This is a genomic window from Paenibacillus vortex V453, from assembly GCF_000193415.1.
Classification (GTDB): domain Bacteria; phylum Bacillota; class Bacilli; order Paenibacillales; family Paenibacillaceae; genus Paenibacillus_AQ; species Paenibacillus_AQ glucanolyticus.
Genome location: NZ_ADHJ01000045.1, coordinates 13,732 through 32,822, shown reverse-complemented (window position 1 = coordinate 32,822; position 19,091 = coordinate 13,732). Strand labels below are relative to the sequence as shown.

The 19,091-nt window shown below is 49.4% G+C and carries 18 protein-coding genes and 1 pseudogene; 13 read left to right on the top strand and 6 right to left on the bottom strand.

From position 1 onward, the window contains the following. Window positions 1-64: 64 nt before the first annotated feature. A complete protein-coding gene (gene pdxR, locus PVOR_RS24790; RefSeq protein WP_006212294.1) occupies window positions 65-1,522 on the bottom strand; it encodes a MocR-like pyridoxine biosynthesis transcription factor PdxR in 1,458 nt (485 codons plus the stop codon). A 109-nt stretch (window positions 1,523-1,631) separates the two neighbouring features. Between pdxR and PVOR_RS24785 the strand changes: the two genes are divergently transcribed. Beyond that, the gene (locus PVOR_RS24785; RefSeq protein WP_006212293.1) at window positions 1,632-2,207 is read left to right on the top strand and encodes a GNAT family N-acetyltransferase; all 576 of its coding nucleotides are present in this window, start codon (window positions 1,632-1,634) and stop codon (window positions 2,205-2,207) included. A gap of 100 nt (window positions 2,208-2,307) precedes the next feature. Continuing rightward, on the top strand, window positions 2,308-2,796 hold the full coding sequence (locus PVOR_RS24780; protein WP_052649317.1) for a GNAT family N-acetyltransferase: 489 nt from the start codon (window positions 2,308-2,310) through the stop codon (window positions 2,794-2,796). Window positions 2,797-2,863: 67 nt separating this feature from the next. Here the strand turns inward: PVOR_RS24780 and PVOR_RS24775 are convergent, their stop codons facing one another. Then, window positions 2,864-3,133 (bottom strand): hypothetical protein, encoded by a 270-nt coding sequence (locus PVOR_RS24775; RefSeq protein WP_234973090.1) that lies wholly within the window; start codon window positions 3,131-3,133, stop codon window positions 2,864-2,866. A gap of 262 nt (window positions 3,134-3,395) precedes the next feature. Here PVOR_RS24775 and PVOR_RS24770 point away from each other — a divergent pair, with 262 nt between their 5' ends. From PVOR_RS24770 to PVOR_RS24740, 8 genes and pseudogenes are all read left to right on the top strand, one after another. Further along, entirely contained in the window at window positions 3,396-4,553 is a 1,158-nt protein-coding gene (locus PVOR_RS24770; RefSeq protein WP_006212290.1) for a response regulator, read from the top strand. Between the two features lie 166 nt (window positions 4,554-4,719). Continuing rightward, a complete protein-coding gene (locus tag PVOR_RS24765) occupies window positions 4,720-5,205 on the top strand; it encodes a hypothetical protein (RefSeq protein ID WP_006212289.1) in 486 nt (161 codons plus the stop codon). Between the two features lie 203 nt (window positions 5,206-5,408). Continuing rightward, window positions 5,409-5,813 (top strand): hypothetical protein, encoded by a 405-nt coding sequence (locus tag PVOR_RS32365; protein WP_234973089.1) that lies wholly within the window; start codon window positions 5,409-5,411, stop codon window positions 5,811-5,813. A gap of 28 nt (window positions 5,814-5,841) precedes the next feature. Continuing rightward, window positions 5,842-8,508 carry an ATP-binding protein gene (locus tag PVOR_RS24760; RefSeq protein WP_006212287.1) on the top strand — a complete coding sequence of 889 codons (2,667 nt, stop codon included), beginning with the start codon at window positions 5,842-5,844 and terminating at the stop codon, window positions 8,506-8,508. Window positions 8,509-8,612: 104 nt separating this feature from the next. After that, a pseudogene (locus PVOR_RS24755) lies at window positions 8,613-9,537 on the top strand (AEC family transporter). A gap of 141 nt (window positions 9,538-9,678) precedes the next feature. Further along, the gene (locus PVOR_RS31135; RefSeq protein ID WP_006212284.1) at window positions 9,679-9,846 is read left to right on the top strand and encodes a hypothetical protein; all 168 of its coding nucleotides are present in this window, start codon (window positions 9,679-9,681) and stop codon (window positions 9,844-9,846) included. 335 nt (window positions 9,847-10,181) lie between these two features. Then, the gene (locus PVOR_RS24745) at window positions 10,182-10,628 is read left to right on the top strand and encodes an Rrf2 family transcriptional regulator (protein WP_006212283.1); all 447 of its coding nucleotides are present in this window, start codon (window positions 10,182-10,184) and stop codon (window positions 10,626-10,628) included. Between the two features lie 218 nt (window positions 10,629-10,846). Next, window positions 10,847-11,701 (top strand): VOC family protein, encoded by an 855-nt coding sequence (locus PVOR_RS24740; RefSeq protein WP_006212282.1) that lies wholly within the window; start codon window positions 10,847-10,849, stop codon window positions 11,699-11,701. A 28-nt stretch (window positions 11,702-11,729) separates the two neighbouring features. Here PVOR_RS24740 and PVOR_RS24735 read toward each other — a convergent pair whose 3' ends face one another. Together PVOR_RS24735 and PVOR_RS24730 are read right to left on the bottom strand one after the other, a co-directional pair. Beyond that, complete coding sequence (locus tag PVOR_RS24735) at window positions 11,730-11,918, bottom strand: hypothetical protein (RefSeq protein WP_006212281.1); 189 nt, start codon at window positions 11,916-11,918, stop codon at window positions 11,730-11,732. A gap of 49 nt (window positions 11,919-11,967) precedes the next feature. Continuing rightward, window positions 11,968-12,483 carry a hypothetical protein gene (locus PVOR_RS24730; protein ID WP_006212280.1) on the bottom strand — a complete coding sequence of 172 codons (516 nt, stop codon included), beginning with the start codon at window positions 12,481-12,483 and terminating at the stop codon, window positions 11,968-11,970. Window positions 12,484-12,669: 186 nt separating this feature from the next. Between PVOR_RS24730 and PVOR_RS24725 the strand changes: the two genes are divergently transcribed. Both PVOR_RS24725 and PVOR_RS24720 read left to right on the top strand, forming a co-directional pair. Beyond that, entirely contained in the window at window positions 12,670-13,278 is a 609-nt protein-coding gene (locus tag PVOR_RS24725; protein WP_006212279.1) for a winged helix-turn-helix domain-containing protein, read from the top strand. 27 nt (window positions 13,279-13,305) lie between these two features. Beyond that, window positions 13,306-14,112 (top strand): MBL fold metallo-hydrolase, encoded by an 807-nt coding sequence (locus PVOR_RS24720; protein ID WP_006212278.1) that lies wholly within the window; start codon window positions 13,306-13,308, stop codon window positions 14,110-14,112. Between the two features lie 102 nt (window positions 14,113-14,214). On the opposite strand, the gene PVOR_RS24715 is transcribed toward PVOR_RS24720, so the two are convergent. Then, a complete protein-coding gene (locus PVOR_RS24715) occupies window positions 14,215-16,791 on the bottom strand; it encodes a rhamnogalacturonan lyase (RefSeq protein WP_085980680.1) in 2,577 nt (858 codons plus the stop codon). Between PVOR_RS24715 and PVOR_RS30825 the strand changes: the two genes are divergently transcribed. After that, window positions 16,772-17,017: a hypothetical protein gene (locus tag PVOR_RS30825; protein ID WP_160164033.1), complete on the top strand. Its 246-nt coding sequence runs from the start codon at window positions 16,772-16,774 to the stop codon at window positions 17,015-17,017. The genes PVOR_RS24715 and PVOR_RS30825 overlap by 20 nt on opposite strands. 39 nt (window positions 17,018-17,056) lie before the next feature. Here the strand turns inward: PVOR_RS30825 and PVOR_RS24710 are convergent, their stop codons facing one another. Further along, window positions 17,057-19,087 carry a serine hydrolase gene (locus tag PVOR_RS24710; protein WP_006212276.1) on the bottom strand — a complete coding sequence of 677 codons (2,031 nt, stop codon included), beginning with the start codon at window positions 19,085-19,087 and terminating at the stop codon, window positions 17,057-17,059. Between the last annotated feature and the right edge of the window lie 4 nt (window positions 19,088-19,091).

Below are 19,091 nucleotides of genomic sequence, written 5' to 3'. Positions count from 1 at the left end.
TTGTTGTGAAAATATACAGCGTTCCGCAAGCAGTATGGCCTGCCTGCCGATGCCAAAATGCTCCCTAGATACGCAGGTCGCCTAGCCAACAGTCAGCCAGCAGCTTAATGCCTGCTTCAATCTCATCTTCCCTCAGTCCGCCAAAACCGAGAATGAACTCTCGATGCTCCGGTTCCTTGGGATGATCAGGGTTAGTCATTCGCGTATAGGAAGCAGAGTTTACGCGGATTCCCCGATCCTCGGCTATCGTCTGCAGCTCCTCCTCGGACAGGGGATGCCTCAGGCCGAGCATGAGGTGAAACCCGGAGCCGGTACCTGATATATGAGCGCGATCTCCAAAGTGATACCTAATGGCGTTGATCAGGCGATCATGCTTTCTGCGGAGTTTCATTCTCATTTTGCGCAGATGCCGTTCGACATGGCCTTCCCGCATAAAGCGCTCCAGTGTGATCTGATTCAGCTTAGAGGCCGTACAATCCAGAAACAGCTGGAACTTTAATTGATGATAATCCGGCAGCAGTATGTTCGGCAAAATCATATATTGGATGCCTAGCGCGGGGGACAGCACCTGCGAGAACCCTCCCAGGTAGATGACACGGCTGTCGGGCAGCAGCCCCTGAAGGCTCGGGATCGGTCTTCCCTCATATCTGAACTCACCATCAGAATCTTCCTCGATAATGAAACCACCGGTCTCATCTGCCCATTGCAGCAGCGACAGCCTGCGGGAGATGGGCATGATGACCCCCGTCGGGAACTGGTGGGAGGGGGAGACGGATACGAAGGATGCTCCGCTGCTTTGCAGTTCCTGCTGATGGATCCCATCCTGAAGCACGGGGATGGGAATGACATCGTAGCCCTTCTGCCGGAAAACCTCCGGGTGCTGCGGGTAACAGGGGTCTTCTACCGCGATAGTCTGTCCGTAAGGAAGCAGCAATCGGCTGACCAGATCCAGAAGAGGGAACGGGTCCGAGCCGATAATCACCTGCTCAGGTGTACAGGATACCCCGCGAAAACTCCTGGCGTAGTTTGCAATCTGGTAACGGAGCCCTTCCTCGCCTTGAGGGTCACCGTAGAACAGCATGTCAGTGGTGGCATTTTCCTGCAAACAGCGGTTATAGGTTTTTCTCCATTCCGTCAGCGGGAAATATTGATATTCATTCTTCGACATGTGGAAGTCGTATGGGAAGTAGCGGTGGCGCTTAAGCATCGGCCCTTTTGGTAAAGACGTTTGTATAGGAGGCAAAAAGGGAGCATCGGCTGCCATCTGAACATAGTATCCGCGGCGGGGTTTGCTGGCAATGAACCCTTCCGCCAGCAGCTGCTGATACGCCATTTCAATCGGCGTGGTGCTGACATTAAGCAGCTCCGCAAGCTTGCGAACGGAAGGAAGACGGGCTGAATGAGGCCACTGACCGCCTGAAATCTCCTGTTTGATATATTGATATAATCCCACATACAGAGGGATAGAGGAATCATCAAGCGCTGATGTAATCTCTGTTTGATTAAGGGGAACCTGTTTCATAGAATCTGTCCTTTATAATTATTGGAATCTGCATATATGGATATGGTCAATGTATTGATATAGTATAAGGGATTTCAAGTTCCAGAGGAAACAGGAGGTTACAACGGCAATGAGTTCAACCATATGGAATCCGAAACCGGTACGGTTTCTGGAAGGCGAGCGGATCTACTTGAGACCCGTCGGACAAGAAGACACAGAAGGATATTTCCAGATGCTGTTCAATCCGGAAATGCGGAGGCTGACGGGGACAAAACAGGCTTTTACGATGGAAGGCGTTCGTCGATATATTGAGGCTAAATCTGTTGGCGGCGATACCGTTCTGCTCCTGATTGCTTTATCGGATAACGATCAGGTCATTGGTGACGTAGCTCTGCAGGACATCGATCATATAAACCGGAATGCTAATATTCGCATTGCTATCGAATCCGTTGAGCATCTAGGTAAGGGATATGGACCGGAAGCGATCAGGCTTTTGTTGGAATATGCCTTTGGACTTCTTAATCTTCACCGGATCGAGCTGCAGGTCTTTGATTATAACGAACGGGCGATTAAGGCATACGAGAAGGTAGGGTTTAAACGGGAAGGGGTCCAGCGTGATGCGCTGTACTACAATCACCGTTACCATGACTCCATTATGATGAGTATCCTGGAGGATGAATACAGGGCGTTATATCATCAAGCGTAATAGCGGATATCGGGATGGCTAAATAGGGTTATCCATGCAAACAATTCATTGAAATCTGCATTCTAAACACCTGCATGTCCCCAGTACACTAGAATTAACGATGGACAAAAAGGATGTGGGATGTTTGAAGGCGGAGATTTATGTATATCGAGCAGAATTGCAGGATCTGGGCAAGGCAGCCGGTTTATTCAATCAGTATCGGCAATTTTACAAGCGGGATGATGACTTGTCCGGGGCAGAGCAATATATCCGGGAGAGACTCACTAGAGGGGATTCAGTTATTTATTTAGCAGTCTCTAAGATGGCAGATACCCTGGTTCCGGCAGGTTATGTACAGCTATATCCATCCTTATCATCGCTCTCGATGTCCCGCATATGGATTCTGAATGATCTGTTTGTGGATTCGGATTACCGGGGGCATGGCATCGGCAGAAAATTGCTTGATCAAGCGAAAATGCATGCTGTTCAAACCGGTGCCAAGGGGCTGACTTTGTCCACGCAGCTGCATAACCTGAAAGCGCAGCGGTTGTATGAATCCGCGGGGTACGCGAGGGATGATGAGTTTGTGTATTATAACCTGAATGTATAATTATAGAGAGCGGTATCCTCATCTATAAAACAAAGACGATTCTTCCAGCTGAAGAATCGTCTTTGTTTTATAGATATATCGAGCGTATTTTTCGGAACACCTCAACCCGCGCAATTTTAAGCCTCCACATCTGATCCAGCAGCTCGCGCTGCATGTCTTCATCATCCGTTGCCTTCAGATCATTGTACAGGACAAGCATGCGGTCATTGATTTGATCCACGCATTGCCACAGCTCCTGCTCGGTGCACTCGTCCTTTTTCATGTGCGGTTTGGACTGCGGCTCCTGCATTTGCTGGAGCGTGGCCATAATATCTACCTGCCACTTCGTATCTCCCAAGCGAATGGCCAGATTCTAGAAGATCGAGATAATCATCAAGGGACAAAGATGCCGGTTCTTTATCGTGATTCTCCAAGTTGAAGGCCCCCTTAGCAAACTCTTTCTCAGTTTTATACCAAGTATTATACTTGGAATTATAAGTTTTTCAAGAGAAAAAATAATGAGTATATTGTCATAATTGCGATATCGATTGTTGCAACAATGCGCAGGAATCAATATAGTTAAATATGACCGTATTTTTCCAATCCAAGGAGTAATATGAATGAAGGTAATTCTCGTAGATGACGAACCGTTGGCCTTGAAGTATTTAGAACGGCAGCTGTTAAAACTGGATACCATTTCTATAGATGTAATAGGCGCGTACACGAATCCCTTTGAAGGGAGAAAAGAAATTCTATCACGGGATGTGGATATCGTTTTTTTGGATATCAGCTTACCCGAATTAAACGGAATTGAGCTGGCCGAGCAGCTTCTGGAACAAAAGCCCCATCTGTGCATTGTTTTTGTGACGGGTTATCACGAGTATGCCGTTACTGCATTTGAATTGAATGCGGTCGATTACATTGTGAAACCCGTGCAGATCGACAGAGTGGCCAAAACGATGGAGCGCTTGCGAAGCCGCATTGCTGCAAGGCCGGAAGAGGTTATGGAGCCCAACCGCAAAATTCGGATGACAATGTTTCGTCAAGTGATGGTCGAGCAGCCGAATGATCCAGGGCAATTTGCCATGCTCCATTGGCGGACAACCCGGGCCCAGGAGATATTCATCTATATGCTGCAGCATAGGGGGCAGCTTGTTCGAAAGTCGGCATTGATCGATATGCTGTGGCCGGAGTTCGATATGGACAAGGCATATCCGCAGCTGTATACCGCCATTTATCACATCCGAAAGACCCTGGAGCCTTACGACACTAGGTTTCAGATTACCAACACGACGGAAGGCTACGTGCTGAATATAGAGGACGTACAGCTGGACATCGAGGAATGGGAGAACTGGTTCTCGTCAAACCCTTCCGTGTCGGCCGCTTCGATTGATCGGCATATTGAAATGATGAAGCTGTACACAGGCGATTACCTGCAGGAATATGATTATTGGTGGGCAGAGGGAGAACGGCAGCGCTTGAAGGAGTTATGGCTTACTTCTTCTTTATGCATGGCGGACTGGTATGTGGAACAGGAGCGTATGGATGAGGCCATATTGTGTTATTCCTCGATCCAGAGGCAGCATCCCATGGAGGAGAAGGCCTATTTTTCACTCATGAAATTATATGTGATGCAGGATAATCCGGCACAAGTGCACCGACAATTCGCTCTTCTGTCTCAATTATTAAGGGATGAGATGGGTGAGGAGCCGAGTCCTTACATAAAAAAGTGGTACGACGAATGGAACCACGGAGCTCATACTGAGAGCCTGAACTAGAATAACACTTATATTGCGCGTAATCACCGGATATGCATTCGGTGATTTTTTTTATATTGTTCGAAGAAGGAAGACCTGCATTCTGGTGCCCTGTTCAGAAATTGTAGAGGATGGCCGCCTATACTCTGGAGAGAATCATAAGAATCAGGAGGTACATCATTCGGTTATGAAATTTATTCGGAGATTTAAGGATTCTTCGCTGCATAAGGCTGTGGGGCTGGAGCTTGGATCGTTTCGGGAGCTTGAGCTGGATGCGGGGAAGGATGTCCAGTATTGCAGAGGCTTCTATGTTCATTTCAACACAAAGCTGATCGGCATCGTAGCGACAGACGAGGGGCCTGTATTCATATGTGACCAGGAGAAGTTTTTGCTGGATGAGCAAACACTTCATTTTTTATTGCAAAAAAATGCGGAGGTCAACACGTTTATTTTCATGTGGGAGGGCAAAGTGAAACTCCAAATCCCTTATCTGCGGTCGCTCGTTGAATACAACGGAAAATGGGTGGATGATTCGATATTCGATTTTTTCTCGTGGCTGTATGAGGCGTCGGGAAGGAAAAGATTTTATTCTTATTATAGGTTAAAACATGTTTCTGCCGCAGAATTATTTCCATACCGGCCGCTGCAGCGTGAAGGGAAGGCGGTTGTGTAAGGGGTGTGCCTGACAGCAGGTTAAGCTGAAACTTTGTCGAAATTCAAAGACAGCGGTCCTGTAACGATGTAAAATAATGGACAGATATGATGTAGGGTTCATTATTATAAGGTAAAGGACTGTTATGGTTGTCGACCCATTCCAACACTGATTCCAAACCGATCTCCGGCAGAAGATTGCTGGGGATTACTTTATTATTTATCGTGATATTACTCTTCATACGATTCGTATGGTTTAAGTTCATCATGGTACCCGAACAAGTCCCGTTCCAGCAGGGGGTGTTAGATCTGCGGGAGTGGCAGGCGGATGACCGAAATATGGTTGCTCTTAATGGGGAATGGATCTTTTACCCGAATCAATGGATGGGCCCTGAACGGCTGCATCATCAAGGAGCACAGACGGCCTCCGATTCATGCTGCCTGCAGGTTCCCGGCCCTTGGGAGAGTTTGAACGAGAACGGAAGCGAGATCGGATACGGAACCTATCGTCTCAAGGTGCTCGTACCGAAACAGAGCGCAATTTATGGCATCTGGATCACGGATATCCGTACGGCCTATCGTTTGTACGTCAATGGCGATTTAGTGCACGAATTAGGCCGATCCGTCTGATACGCCAGACACTCATGTCGCCAGGAATGTGCCTCATGTCGCAATCTTTCCACCGGGCATTGGAAATGAGCTGGATATCACCCTGGAAGTGAGCAATTATCAATATCCGGATTCCGGCGGAATCCGGCTGCCCATCAAATTTGGAACGGCTGAAGCGGTCATGAAGGGGAAAGCATTCTCGGAAAACATGCAGCTGCTGGTGTGCATCGTGTTACTGCTTCATGTCTTGTATGTGTTTATTTTGTATCTGATCGGCTATCGGAGCAAAGGCCTATACTATTTTGCCGGTCTCATTCTTGTCACTCTCCTTGCCACGCTGGTTGACGATGATAAGCTGCTTCTTGCCTGGCTTCCTGTCATTAATTTTGAATGGACGGTGAAGCTCAGGGTTATCAGTTATGTGGCGATTTCTCTATGCTTGATTCTGTGCACCAAGCATCTGCTTCAGCCCAGAATCAAGGAGGTCTTTTATCGGGTCTACGTGATTCTGGCAGTTTCCTATGCAGTGGTTTATTTGATTCTGCCGTTTCATCTTATGGTGTATCTCACAAAATTTTTGTCCGTGGTATTAATAGGTGCCGTGTTGTTTCTGCCCTCAATGGCCAGAAAGGCGGTCAATGAGCGGACGGAGGCCGCGATATTCATATTGCTGTCGGCCGTTGCCGTGTCCTGCAATATTATGCTAAGCGGAATTCTTAGATTTTGGTATTTCAAAGAGCTTCCGTATTATCCGGTTGATCTGATCATCGCATTTCTCGGTTTCGCCTCCTTCTGGTTCATCCGCTTTACGAGAAACGCTGTCGTTCTGAAGGAACAGGCTGAGCTGCTGAAGCGTGCAGACAAGATGAAGGATGAATTTCTCGCGAATACGTCTCATGAACTGCGGAACCCGCTGCACGGCATGATTAATATCGCACAAACGCTGCTGGATCGGGATAAGAAACAAGAAGCACCAGCGAAAGAGGATCAAAGACAGCTTGAGCTGATAACCGGAATTGGCCGGCGGATGTCGCTGCTGCTGGATGATTTGCTGGATGTTTCATTGCTGAAGGACAACCGAATGCGGCTTAACATTCAGCCTGTTCATCTTCAGGGTGCAGCCCAGGGTGTGCTGGATATGCTCCGGCCGATGGCGGAAGGCAGACCCATCGAGCTGGTATGTAAGATCGCAGATGACTTTCCTAAGGTACGCGCTGACGAAAGCCGTTTGGTCCAGATTTTGTTTAATTTGATCCATAATGCGTTGAAGTACACCGAGCATGGCCGAATTGAGCTAGCTGCGGATGCGGATCAGGCAACCGCTCGCGTCCATGTTCGTGATACGGGGATCGGCATGGAGAAAGAGACGCTGGGACGTATATTCCACCCATATGAGCAGGGTGATTCCCGTTTGACTGCTGCAAGAGGCGGCTTGGGGCTTGGGCTGAGCATCTGTAAACAGCTGGTCGAGCTGCATGGAGGGAATCTTTCCGTGTCATCTGTTCCCGGACAGGGAACTTACTTTACGTTCACCTTGAAACTGGATGAGATTACGGCACAGGAGAAGCTGCAGACTCAGGAGTTGATCGCAGCGGCCGCTTCATCCTCAACCCCATTACAAGAGACGGGGGCCGCATTTGATAAGATGGATGTGTCCGATAAGGAAAGGACCGAAACGGTGGAGGTTAAGCCGTATTCGGATCAAGACGTCTTCAGATTGCTCGTCGTAGATGATGATCCGGTTAACCTGAAGGTTATCCGTGGATTGCTCTCTGGCGAAGGGTATTGGATTACTGTCGTGACCCAGGCAGAGGAGGCCCTCCGATTACTGGAGCAGGCCGAGTGGGATCTGATCATTTCGGATGTGATGATGCCCCAGATGTCAGGATATGAGCTGTCCAGACGTATTCGGCAGAGATATATGCTCGCCGAGCTTCCGATCCTGCTGCTGACCGCCCGAAGCCAGCCCGAGGATATCCATATGGGGTTCATGTCCGGAGCCAACGATTATCTGATTAAGCCGGTGGATCATCTGGAACTAAAAACGAGGGTACGCGCACTGCTGGAACTGAAGCGGTCCATTCAGGAACGGCTGCATATGGAAGCGGCTTGGCTCCAGGCACAAATCCAGCCGCATTTTCTGCACAATACATTAAATTCGATCGCTTCATTAGGCGAGCTCGACCCTTCCCGGATGATTATGCTGATTGAGGAATTCAGCCATTACCTGAGAACAAGCTATGATGTCAGCAACTTGCAGCGACTTATACCGCTGGAGCAGGAACTGGGCCTGGTTCGTTCATATCTGTATATCGAGGGTGAACGGTATGGTAACCGGCTCCGCGTCCATTGGAATATTGCGGACGAAATTCCTGTTCAGGAATTGGAGCTGCCTCCATTGGCCATGCAGACGATTGTGGAGAATGCAGTTGTTCATGGAATACTGGTACGGGCTGAGGGGGGAACCGTGAGCATCAGCATTTCAAGTGAAGCGGAAATCGTGAAGATTATTATCGCGGATGATGGTGTCGGGATGGATGAGAAGCACCTCAGCCGCATGCTGGAGCACGATCAGCGAAACCACAAACACCTCAAGGGAGTCGGCATGATCAACACAGACCGCCGCTTGAAGCAAATATACGGGCAAGGCTTGGAGATCAACAGCTCGCGGGGCAATGGAACCGTCGTTTCCTTTGTGATCAGGAGGCTTACATAATGAATACCTATTAGACCTATAGTCTTTGAATCTTGGACGAATGCTTTAGGGATGGGGTAGGATGTAGAGAACGTGATATTTTAATTTGTTTAAGGGTGAACTCCATGATCTCTTCTTTCTTAGCTACGATTTATAGCGTATTCCTGCCCATATCTCTGCCTGTCATCGGTGGAGCGCTGCTCAAACGCTTTAAGGGAATCGAAACCAAGGCGCTCTCGGCCTTGTCTTTGTATGTGTTAAGCCCGGCCCTCATCTTCGAGACGTTGGAGAAGGCTTCTATAACCTCGAACGAGGTCACGGTCACAGTTGCGTTTTGTCTTCTGAACGTGATGGTCCTGTGGGCACTCAGTGCCTTCGCCGGGAAAATGCTGGGTCTATCCCAAACGGAAAAATCCGGGCTTGCCTTGACCACCATCTTCACCAACAGCGTGAATTATGGACTTCCGCTCGTGCTGCTGGCTTTCGGGCAGGCAGGGCTGGATAAAGCCTCCGTCTATGTCATTGTACAAATTATCATTATGAATACATTAGGCGTGTATCTGGCAGCAAGATCACATTTTTCGGCAGTCAAAGCGATCCGATCGGTATTCACGCTTCCCTCGGTCTACGCAGCGGCGTTCGCCGTGCTCTTCCGCGTGACGGATTTCCAGCTCCCGCAAGGGTTGGAAACCGGCGTATCCATGCTGTCCGCAGCTTATGCGCCGCTGGCCCTTGTGATTCTGGGCGCTCAGATGGTAGGCGTACGGGAAGCTGGAACGTCTTTATCCGTCACAAGGCGCGGATTCTGGTCGGGGAGTGGCGATGCGAATGCTGATCGGCCCGTTAGTGGCTTGGGGCTTGCTCGCGATACTATCCATTAAGGGAACATTATTCTCGGTTATTCTGATTCTGTCCGCCATGCCTGCGGCGGTAAACGCCGTGATCCTTGCGGAAGAGTATGACGCCGCACCGAAGCTTGTATCCAGGTGCATCCTGTGGACCACACTGGCTTCCTTCATCGTGCTGCCTGCCATGATTGGCTTTCTTTAAATAACAAGGCCTGCTAAGGTACTATCAATTACTCCAGTCTCCCTTGCAGAATGGTTCAATCTCTTGACGAGTGTGTAAAGAGTAGTAAGCTTCAAGAGATTACCATCATCTGCACTACAGAATCGGATGGAGGTGGAGACTATGAGCAGGCAGCGCCAGGACCATGACGTGGAGATTGAGACTCGGAACATCGAGGAGCGCAGCGACTCCAGCAGGGTGGCTTCTACTTTAATCAAGTACGTTGCATATCTGATCATCTTTTTTGGTTTCTTGTATTTCCTTATCAAATACGTATTCCCGATGTTCTAAATCCAGCGGATCCTAAACGTGAAAAGCCTCTCTCAGCCATATGGGACTGACCCATAGCGTGAAAGAGGCTTTTTTTCATGAAGGGATGAGCTTTATTTCGCAGGCGGGATCATCAGATTCTCCAGTGTGGTCTCTTCATCAGACCAGTTGGCGAGCAGCTCCTGAATATATCGGATATCCGAATCGTAAAATTACATAGGAGGGACCGTGTTCCTTGGATTGATATAGCGCACTTCATGCTCTTGGCGGGGCTTGATCGTTGACTTTGCGGTGTAATGTAACTATGATGGTTACATGCTAGTTATTTGAAGATTGGGACCGTCAGGAGGGATCACATGAATATAAGCAGCCGATTTGCAGTGGCTATCCATATTCTTTCCGTGCTGGAGATGAATAAGGCTGGGATCAGCACCTCAGATTATATTGCAGAGAGTGTGAATACGAATCCGGTGGTCATACGGCGTATTGTCGGCATGCTGAGTAAAGCGGGCCTTGTTGAGGTTAAACCTGGAGTTGCAGGCGCGAAGCTGGCGAAGCATCCAGCCGAGATTACGCTTCTGGATATTTATCATGCCGTTCACGTCGTGCAGGAGGATTCCCTGTTCAGCATTCACGAGAATTCGGACACGAAGTGTCCTGTGGGCAAACATATACAAACGGCCATTGTACCGGTCTTCTCTGCTGCTCAGAAGGCGATGGAGAATACGCTGCATGAGGTGAGTTTGGAAGAGATCATCAGGAATATCTACGCTTCAGCTAATGGAACATTAAACGAAAAATAGTGATGATCAACGCTCTGTCCTAGTGTGGGAAGGGCGTTTTCTTTTTGTTAGCGGTAGTAGTGCAAATAGTTGAAATGTTAATTACTGTATTTGACAAAAGTCACGTCCTGTAACTATAATGATTACAAGTAAGATGTAACTGATTTGATTACAAGTTGTCCTTATAGAACAGATGAATATATTTTCTGGAATACAAACAACATTTAAGGAGTGAGAACATGACAGCCATACTACATCCATCCACAAATCTCGGACCGGTTTCTCTGCGCATCAGCAATCTGGCACAATCCGTACGCTTTTATACGGAGGTCGTTGGTTTGAAAATGCTTCGCCAACACGGCAGAGTGGCCGAGCTGACGGCGGACGGCAAGCAGCCGCTGCTGATTGTAGAGGAGGTTCAGGATCTGGTCAGACCCCAGACCCGAACGGCGGGTCTATACCATTTTGCAATTCTCGTTCCGGACCGGGAATCATTGGGGCTCGCACTTGCGAATTTAATTGCTCATAATATTCCGGTTGGTCAAGGCGACCATCTGGTCAGCGAAGCATTGTATATTAATGATCCCGATGGAAATGGCATCGAGATTTATGCCGACCGCCCGCAGGATACCTGGAAGCGGGATGCCAAGGGTGAATACGTGATGACCACCGATCCTGTCGATGTGGAGGGTCTGCTCGCTTTATCCAAGGATAAGGAATGGTATGGACTTCCGGAAGGCACCGTGATCGGGCATGTGCATTTCCATGTGTCCAGCCTGCAGGATGCACGGGCGTTTTATTGCGACGTGCTCGGTTTTGAGGTGACGGCCCATTACGGAGATGCTGCGCTGTTTATATCTGCTGGTGGATATCATCACCATATCGGACTGAATGTATGGGCTGGACGCGGTATTCCGAACACCCCGCGGAGCGCTGCGGGAATCGAGGATTATAGCATTGTGCTTCCAAGCCATGAGGAGCTTGAGGCCGTGACCGGGCGTATCCGCGAGGCCGGCTTGCAGCTGGAGCAGCGGGATGGCGTCTGGGCAGTCCAGGATCCATCGGATATCTGGATCCGATTGGTGGTTGCATAAGAGTATAGCAGAAGAGCCCGACCTCTATTTAATGATAGGGTGGGCTCTTTCTTTTTATGAGATAGCTGCCTATGGAGTAACTCAGCATGATGATACCGGCAAGTCCTAGTATAAAATGTGCAATTAGAAAGGTATCGTCTTTCACCAAGCGGATCAACCAAGTTATGCCGAAAATCATCGTTAATCCGATCCCAGCAGACAGAATGAACCGTTTCACTAGAACTCACTCCTCTCTAATTCTTGTACACTATAGAGCCCCTTGCTAGTTACATCCGGTTTAATTCCCCCAGCGTACGAAGCATAAACTCGATCATGTTCTGGATATCCCCCATCTGTTCTTCGTTAATTTTGCGGGGAAAGCGAAGCTCAATGGTGTTGTGTAATTGAGGCGAATCGTTGCCGTAGGTGTAACTTATCGTTTGCACCGGACGAAGCTCGGGCTTCCATATCTCCTCCACGATCTGCGAAATGACCGGACATTCCCTGGAAACATCTGCGATATGTTTATAGAAGCGGAGCTTCAGCTCACAGCCAGGCTGTCCCTCCGAAATTTCCAAAATCTCAGTGGCAAGATCACGCAGTCCCGTCTCCAGAATAATCTCAGCCGAAGTCATGGGCTGCTGAACTAACTCGAATCGAAGGCTGAAGCTTCTGGACATAACGGCCATATCCAGCAGGTCTGCCCTGCCGATTACATGAATAACTTCATCCAGATTGTCAAGGTCATAGACGACATTCTCAATGCCAACCTTTAAATTATCAAATATATTGGGGTCAAACATAAGGCACATCCTTCGAAAATCATAATGACATAAATACGATGAGGCTACTATATCACAATTCGGTCATAGAAGGGGAACATGCCGACTATAGGATAACAGGATTGACTGTGGATAGTTGACATGTTAGGATGATACACGACCAACAGTAAAATTAATTTTACCGGTAAAGTATAGAGAGGTGTTAAATTGGAAATTACGGGTGTCTATAAAATTAAAACCCATGAGCAGCTGAAGGCGATTGCCGATCCGCTCCGCACGAAAATACTGATGAAACTCGTAAAGGATGCCCATACGGGACAGCAATTGGCAGAGATGCTGGATATAACGCGAAACAATATTTATTTTCACTTGAAAGAGCTGGAGAAACACGGGGTTATTCAGATCGTCCGCAAGGAAGAGAAGAACGGGATCGTTCAGAAATATTATCGCGCTGTCGCGAGCCGTTTTATTCCGGAAGATCACTTGCTCCCCAGCCTCGATTTGGTGGAAACCTCGCGGCAGGTCTTTATGGAGACGCTGGATATTACCCGGACGAAGATTGAGCATGCACCGGCAGCTTCTTTTGCCTTGAGCAGCGCGAATGAGCATCACCGGAAAAATCTGGCCTCGACCTATCGTTTCCATGCTACACAGGAGAGCTTTCATGCTTTTATAGAGGAGTTCAAATTGCTTATGGACAAGCACTTCAGGATGGAGCCGCCCCCAGCAGGTGGGACATCTCTGACCGCAGAAGAGAAAAGTTATTATATGTCTTTGATTGCATTTCAGGATAATCGTAAGGACATAAACGGCTAAATAAAGCTGAATGAGGGGGACATACATATGGAGCATAAACCATATCAAGTCGTGATCGATGATGTCTGGTTTACCGTATCCAAGCTTGACGACACTACGTTTGTGATCAGTGAATACGGTCATTGGGAGAAGGTGCACTCGTTTTTGTTAATTGGCGACGAGCGGGCGGCATTGATTGATACGGGACTCGGCATCGACAACATGAAGCGGATGACGGATCAGCTGACGGATTTACCCATCATGGTACTGACCACGCATGTTCACGCGGACCATATCGGCAGTCACGGGCAATATGAAGATATTTATGTGCATGAGGCTGAGGAGGACTGGCTTGTCAGCGGTATTAAGAAGCTCTCTGTTGAACAGATTCGCAAGGATATATCACGCGATATCACAAGACCCGTACCGGCCTCCTTTGATCCCGCAGCGTACACCCCTTACCAAGGGCAGCCGACCGGTCTCCTCCGGGATGGAGATATCATCGAGCTTGGCGGGCGAAATCTAGTCATCTACCACACACCGGGTCATTCTCCCGGTCATATCGCATTGTTTGATCCGAGCCGGGGATATTTGTTCACGGGGGATTTGCTGTATGACGAGACGCCGGTCTACGCATTTTACCCTACGACAAGCCCGGAGGATCTGGTGAACTCGCTGGAGCGGATAGCGGATATCGACGGGGTGAAGCGGATTTACGGTGCGCATAATACGATCGGGCTGGACCCGGTCCTGCTGGACGAGGTTCGAGCAGCGGTGCAAGCACTGCGGAAGCAGGACCTGGTTCGATTTGGGACGGGAATTCACCGGTTTGACGGATTTTCGGTTCAATTCTAATACACGGTTTATAGGTTAAAGTCGTTAAAGCCGCCTGCACTGCCAATATAGAAATTGGAGTGGGGCGGCTTTATTAGGGAGTGATACTACTGAGGGATCATGCTACTTCCACAAGCCCATGAGGGCATGGGCTTGGTAAGACAGATTCAACCGTGCTTTATTCGATATCGTTCCCGGTTTCTTCATCTCCTCAAGCTGAGCAATAAATGTATTCATGAATTTGAGCGCTTGCCCCCTGGAGCCTTTGCTCATGTGAAACTTCGCCTGCTTCAGGGAATGGGTAAGCCGGGAGTGCAGTGGATTTGTCAGTTCGCCCGAGAGGGCATATTCGCTCACCCGATTTTCCAGCAAATCCAGCATGCCCGGTGATTGATAGTAAGGAACGGGAACAGCTGAAAAGTCCGTATCGGATGCAAAATAAAAGCTGGTGTAAGAAGGCTGGTTATACGTTGTATTCTGCCGGGCAACCTCTACCCGGTACTGCGGATCATGCATTAACGTATAGAGTTTTCGGTCGGTGACCTCGGTACTCAGATAGATCCGAAGTGCGGAGCTGTCCGTAGTGCGCACCACCAGCTCTTCTCTCCAGTCTCCGAAGATATCGGCAACGAGCGCCGGATTTCCCTTCGTACCGTTATTGGTGCGTGTGCCTTCTGCGGTGAGCAGTGTTCCATGGCGCCAGCGCTCAATGGAAGGCGTCAGATCTGAATTTCCGTTAATGATCTGGGTTGTCATGTCGGCGGACCATTTGATGTTCATGTTTGTGCCCGGCATGGCGGTGGAAAGCTGCTTCCCGTCTGCAGTCCACGTCCCGACAGCCCAGGTTTCAAGTCCCCGCTGATCGGGATCGATATCCCCAATCATGCCGCGGCCGGTGTCTTTTCCGGTATAACCACCGTACAGCAGCTCGCCTGTTGCAGCGTCACGGAGGGAATAACCGTAAGGGGCATAAGTGCCGCCTTCATGAACCATGAAGATTTCGAGACCCGGTCGATCCGGATCGATATCGGTCACATGCATCGCATCCCCGTGCCCAAGGCGAGCCACCGTACCGGGATCTGCGCTCTGGGGCGGAAGCACGTCCATGGAGCTGTACAGCAGCGTGCCGTCATGGTCAATCGTTGCGGAGCCGTATACGATTTCCTGTTTGCCGTCTCCATCGACGTCGGCCGCACTCAGAGAGTGTGCCCCTTGCGTTGTCAACGTACCGAAGACGGCATCGGTTCCGTCCCGGCCATGCGGGCTGTCGTTGAACGGATTGGTCATGGGCGTCCAGCCGCTGTCCACGTACCAATTCTCCTTTAAACGCTTCCCGTCCCATTGATAGGAGACCAGCGTGGATCGGGTGTAATATCCCCTAGCGAATACGGCATAGGGCTGTACTCCATCAAGATAAGCGACAGCAGCAAGGAAGCGGTCCACGCGATTCCCTGGCTCAATTCGGGCCATCGCATAATCGCCCCACATCAGACCGTCGTCATGTCTGCCGGGTTTGTAACGGATGGTTTCCAGCTCTTTGCCGGTTGCGCCTTCGAATACACTGAGATATTCCGGACCCTCCACGATAAACCCTTCGAAGGCCCGGAGATTATTGCGGGCGCTTCGCTGCGGCGCATAACGATCCATGAAATCATCGACCAGACTTTCGGCATCGGTGCGGGAGAGCGGATAGCTGTATTTTTTTTCCATCCCGAAGCTTTCTTCCAGTATAGCCGGCCAATGGCCGCTTGCGACCTCTTCATGCTGATGCCAATTCATGAACAAACTCACCATATGCTCGTAATAGCCGTCTTTACTCAGCCGGTAATCGTCCTGATTGGAGTAACCAGCCTTCACATCCTCGGGCAGCAGCGTAATGTATCTCTGGGAGGTCATGTTGCCCGCAGGGTCATAGCGCAGAATTTTAGTGCCGGGTGCTGTCTTGAGCATCATTTCCGCTTTGCCGTCACCGTCAAAGTCGTAGACCATGAACTGCGTATAGTGTGCGCCTGAACGAATGTTTACACCGAGGTCGATCCGATACAGCAGGGTACCCTCCAGTGTGTAACAGTCAATGTAAGTGTTGCCGGTGTATCCTATCTGGGAAACGTCTTTGGAGTTGGAGGGGTCCCATTTGACAAAAAACTCATACTGCCCGTCGCCGTCGACATCCCCGATGCTGGCGTCATTCGCGGAATACGTATACGGCTCTCCGGCAGGCGTCATGCCAGCCGCCGGTTTCTGGAGCTTCAAGTCGTAGTAAGGGGAGGACCAGGGGGCAGAGTCTGCACTTTGATCCACTTCCTTGCCGTCGATAACGGCGGATACGTAATAGGTCGATGAACTTGTACCTGATGGGTCCAGATAGTTGGTGCTGTTCTCCACAACGGCAATTTTGGCGCCGTCCCGGTATACATGGAAGATCGGACCGGTCAGTCCTTTGCTGCTATAGCCGGTCACTTCATCAGCAAGCAAACGCCAGCTCAGGAAGATACCTTCCGATGTGGGGGCCGATACGATCCCCCTGTCCAAATATTCCAGCTGGATGCGGCTGGCTTTCGCATTTGCTTCCTGAGGACTGCCCTCCAGGTCATGTGATTCCGCCGCAAACAATGGGCTGCTACCGCCAATCATAAGTGGAATGATAAGGGCTGCTGCCAGCAGCTTGCGGTAAAAGCCGATGATTATTCCTTTCTTCATGTTCAGCCACCTTTCCATGGTTGGTGTGGATGCTGATATACAGCCATCCGTATGCGCTTTCATTTACGGGGTGTGGAAATCCTCCTTCCCTTATGGAATGGCAAGTTATTGGAAAATCACTTTCATTGTATGGAACATTGGGGATTGGCAACATACAAAAAACAGGCCATTTGATTTAAAAAACAGAGTTTATTTCCTTGTTGGATATAAAGGGGAATATCAATAAGTCCTGCAGCGAGGGGTGCAGAACTTATTGATCCATGATTTATTTCAAGGCTATCGGGAGGGCGTAGTAGTTAAAAGCCTTGTCCAGCAGCGCACAGGCTTCTTGACGAAGGAGCAGCTGCTTGGAACGAAAGTGGACCGAGCCGTCTTGTTGGACGCGGGTGTCCGGGTCCACGACACCATTTCCGACAAGCGCTTGAACGGCTTCTACCGCCCAGGCATCTGTCGAACCGGATAAGGTAACCTTGGTATCCACGTTCAGCTGTCTTAGATTCTGGATCATGACAGCGGCAACTTGCCTTGTAATAGGCTTCGAGCGATGATAACCGGGAATGCCTTGGATCATTTGCTGTTGATTGGCTTTGGCCGCGACAGGGAATATATTCCAGCCGTGGGCTGGGATCAGCAGGTCTGCGAATTGTCCCTGCGTCATCGTTCCTTTGGGATCAAAGCGATTCCCCCCTATGCCCTGGATTAAGCCCAAAGTCTGCAAATGATCGATGTGGGTTCTAAACTTGCTGTTTGACGGCACATCTGCAAAAGGAGGTTTAGACTCCATTTTCTGAGATTCCGCTACGACACCCAGACCGACTGGGCTGGTGTAGTAAAAATATTGGATTTGTCCGGCTGCTCCTTTTTTGAAGCTGACTTTGTTTCCCAGCTCATCCTGGAACAGCAGGGCATTGATTTTCTGAAGCGTATGTTTACCCGTTGTGGAATCTTCCATGGTAAGATGGCCGTTCTCGTAAGCGAATTGAGTTCGAATACTGAAAGCCCGGGTGTTTTGATAAATCCCGGTATATGGCTTGGCTTCCTCTTTGCTTAATTCTACGAATGCAGGCTGCGGACTTGCTTCCGTTTCCGGGAAGTAGTGATCCATGAACGCCTCGTAGATCTCCAAGCTCATGTTGGTGTCGTTATTATAGGACATGTAAAAGCCCGTATTATGCTCCGGAATCAATACCATTAAGGAGGAATGTCCCGGCATATTGCCGCCTTTCAGGACGACATGGTGTCCATTCATTAGTTCTTTGTAGTAGCCTTCGAAGCCAACGGTGGCGATGGGGATCGAGGCTTCTGCGAAGGTTTGGTAAGTGTGCATCTGCTTCAAGCTTTGCGGGCTTACCAGCTGTTTATCGCCAGCTCTGCCATTTTGCAGCTGCATCAGAAGATATTGCGCCATGTCTTCCCCCGTGGATAAGATGCTTCCCTGAGGTCCATCAGTTGGAGCGTGACCAGACAGCGGCTGGAACTCCCCGGCCGGGCTGTAGTGGGAGGCCAGCCGCGCAAGCAGCTCCGGTGTGAATCGCACACTTGTGGATTTCATTCCCAAAGGCTCGAAAATATTCTTCTTCATATATTGGTCATAACGCATGCCGCTCATATTCTCCACTGCGTAACCGGCGAGCAGAAAGGCAAAGTTGTCGTACGTATAAGCTTCTCCTGGCGGACGGACCACGGTAGGCATATGCTTCTCCAAAAATTCTCTGGTCGGAATGTCCTGCTTCACGTATTCCGGTGAGACGTAGGTGGTAATGTCAGGCTTATCCACGCCGCTGGTGTACGTCAGCAAGTCGAACATGGTGAGCGGCTTCCCTGTCTTGTTCGGAATCTTCAATCCGCCCAAATATTCTTCTATGTTATGGTCCAATTGGATTTTGCCCTGATCCACGAGCTGCATCGCTGCCAAGGCCGTGAACGTCTTGCTAATGGAAGCAATCTGAAATACGGTCTGAGAATCTACGGGAATTTGCTTCTTTTTATCGGCATACCCATAACCCTTGCTGACAAGCACTTTGCCATCTTTGACAACCACAAAATTGGATCCGGCGACATTGAATTTTTTCATTTTGTCGGCAAACAGCGGATCAGCGAATGTTAACAACTCCTGTACATCCTCAGGTCCGTTACGGACCGGGGCGGATAATCCCGCCGGAGAGGTAATCGTATTCGTTGTCGTATTCGAGGCTACGGTTATAAGAGGTCCATTCCCCAATAGTGCAACCGCTGCAAGAGCTCCGGTCGTTACAAATAAACATGCCTTTTTCAGTTTCGGGTTGTTCCATTTCATTGAT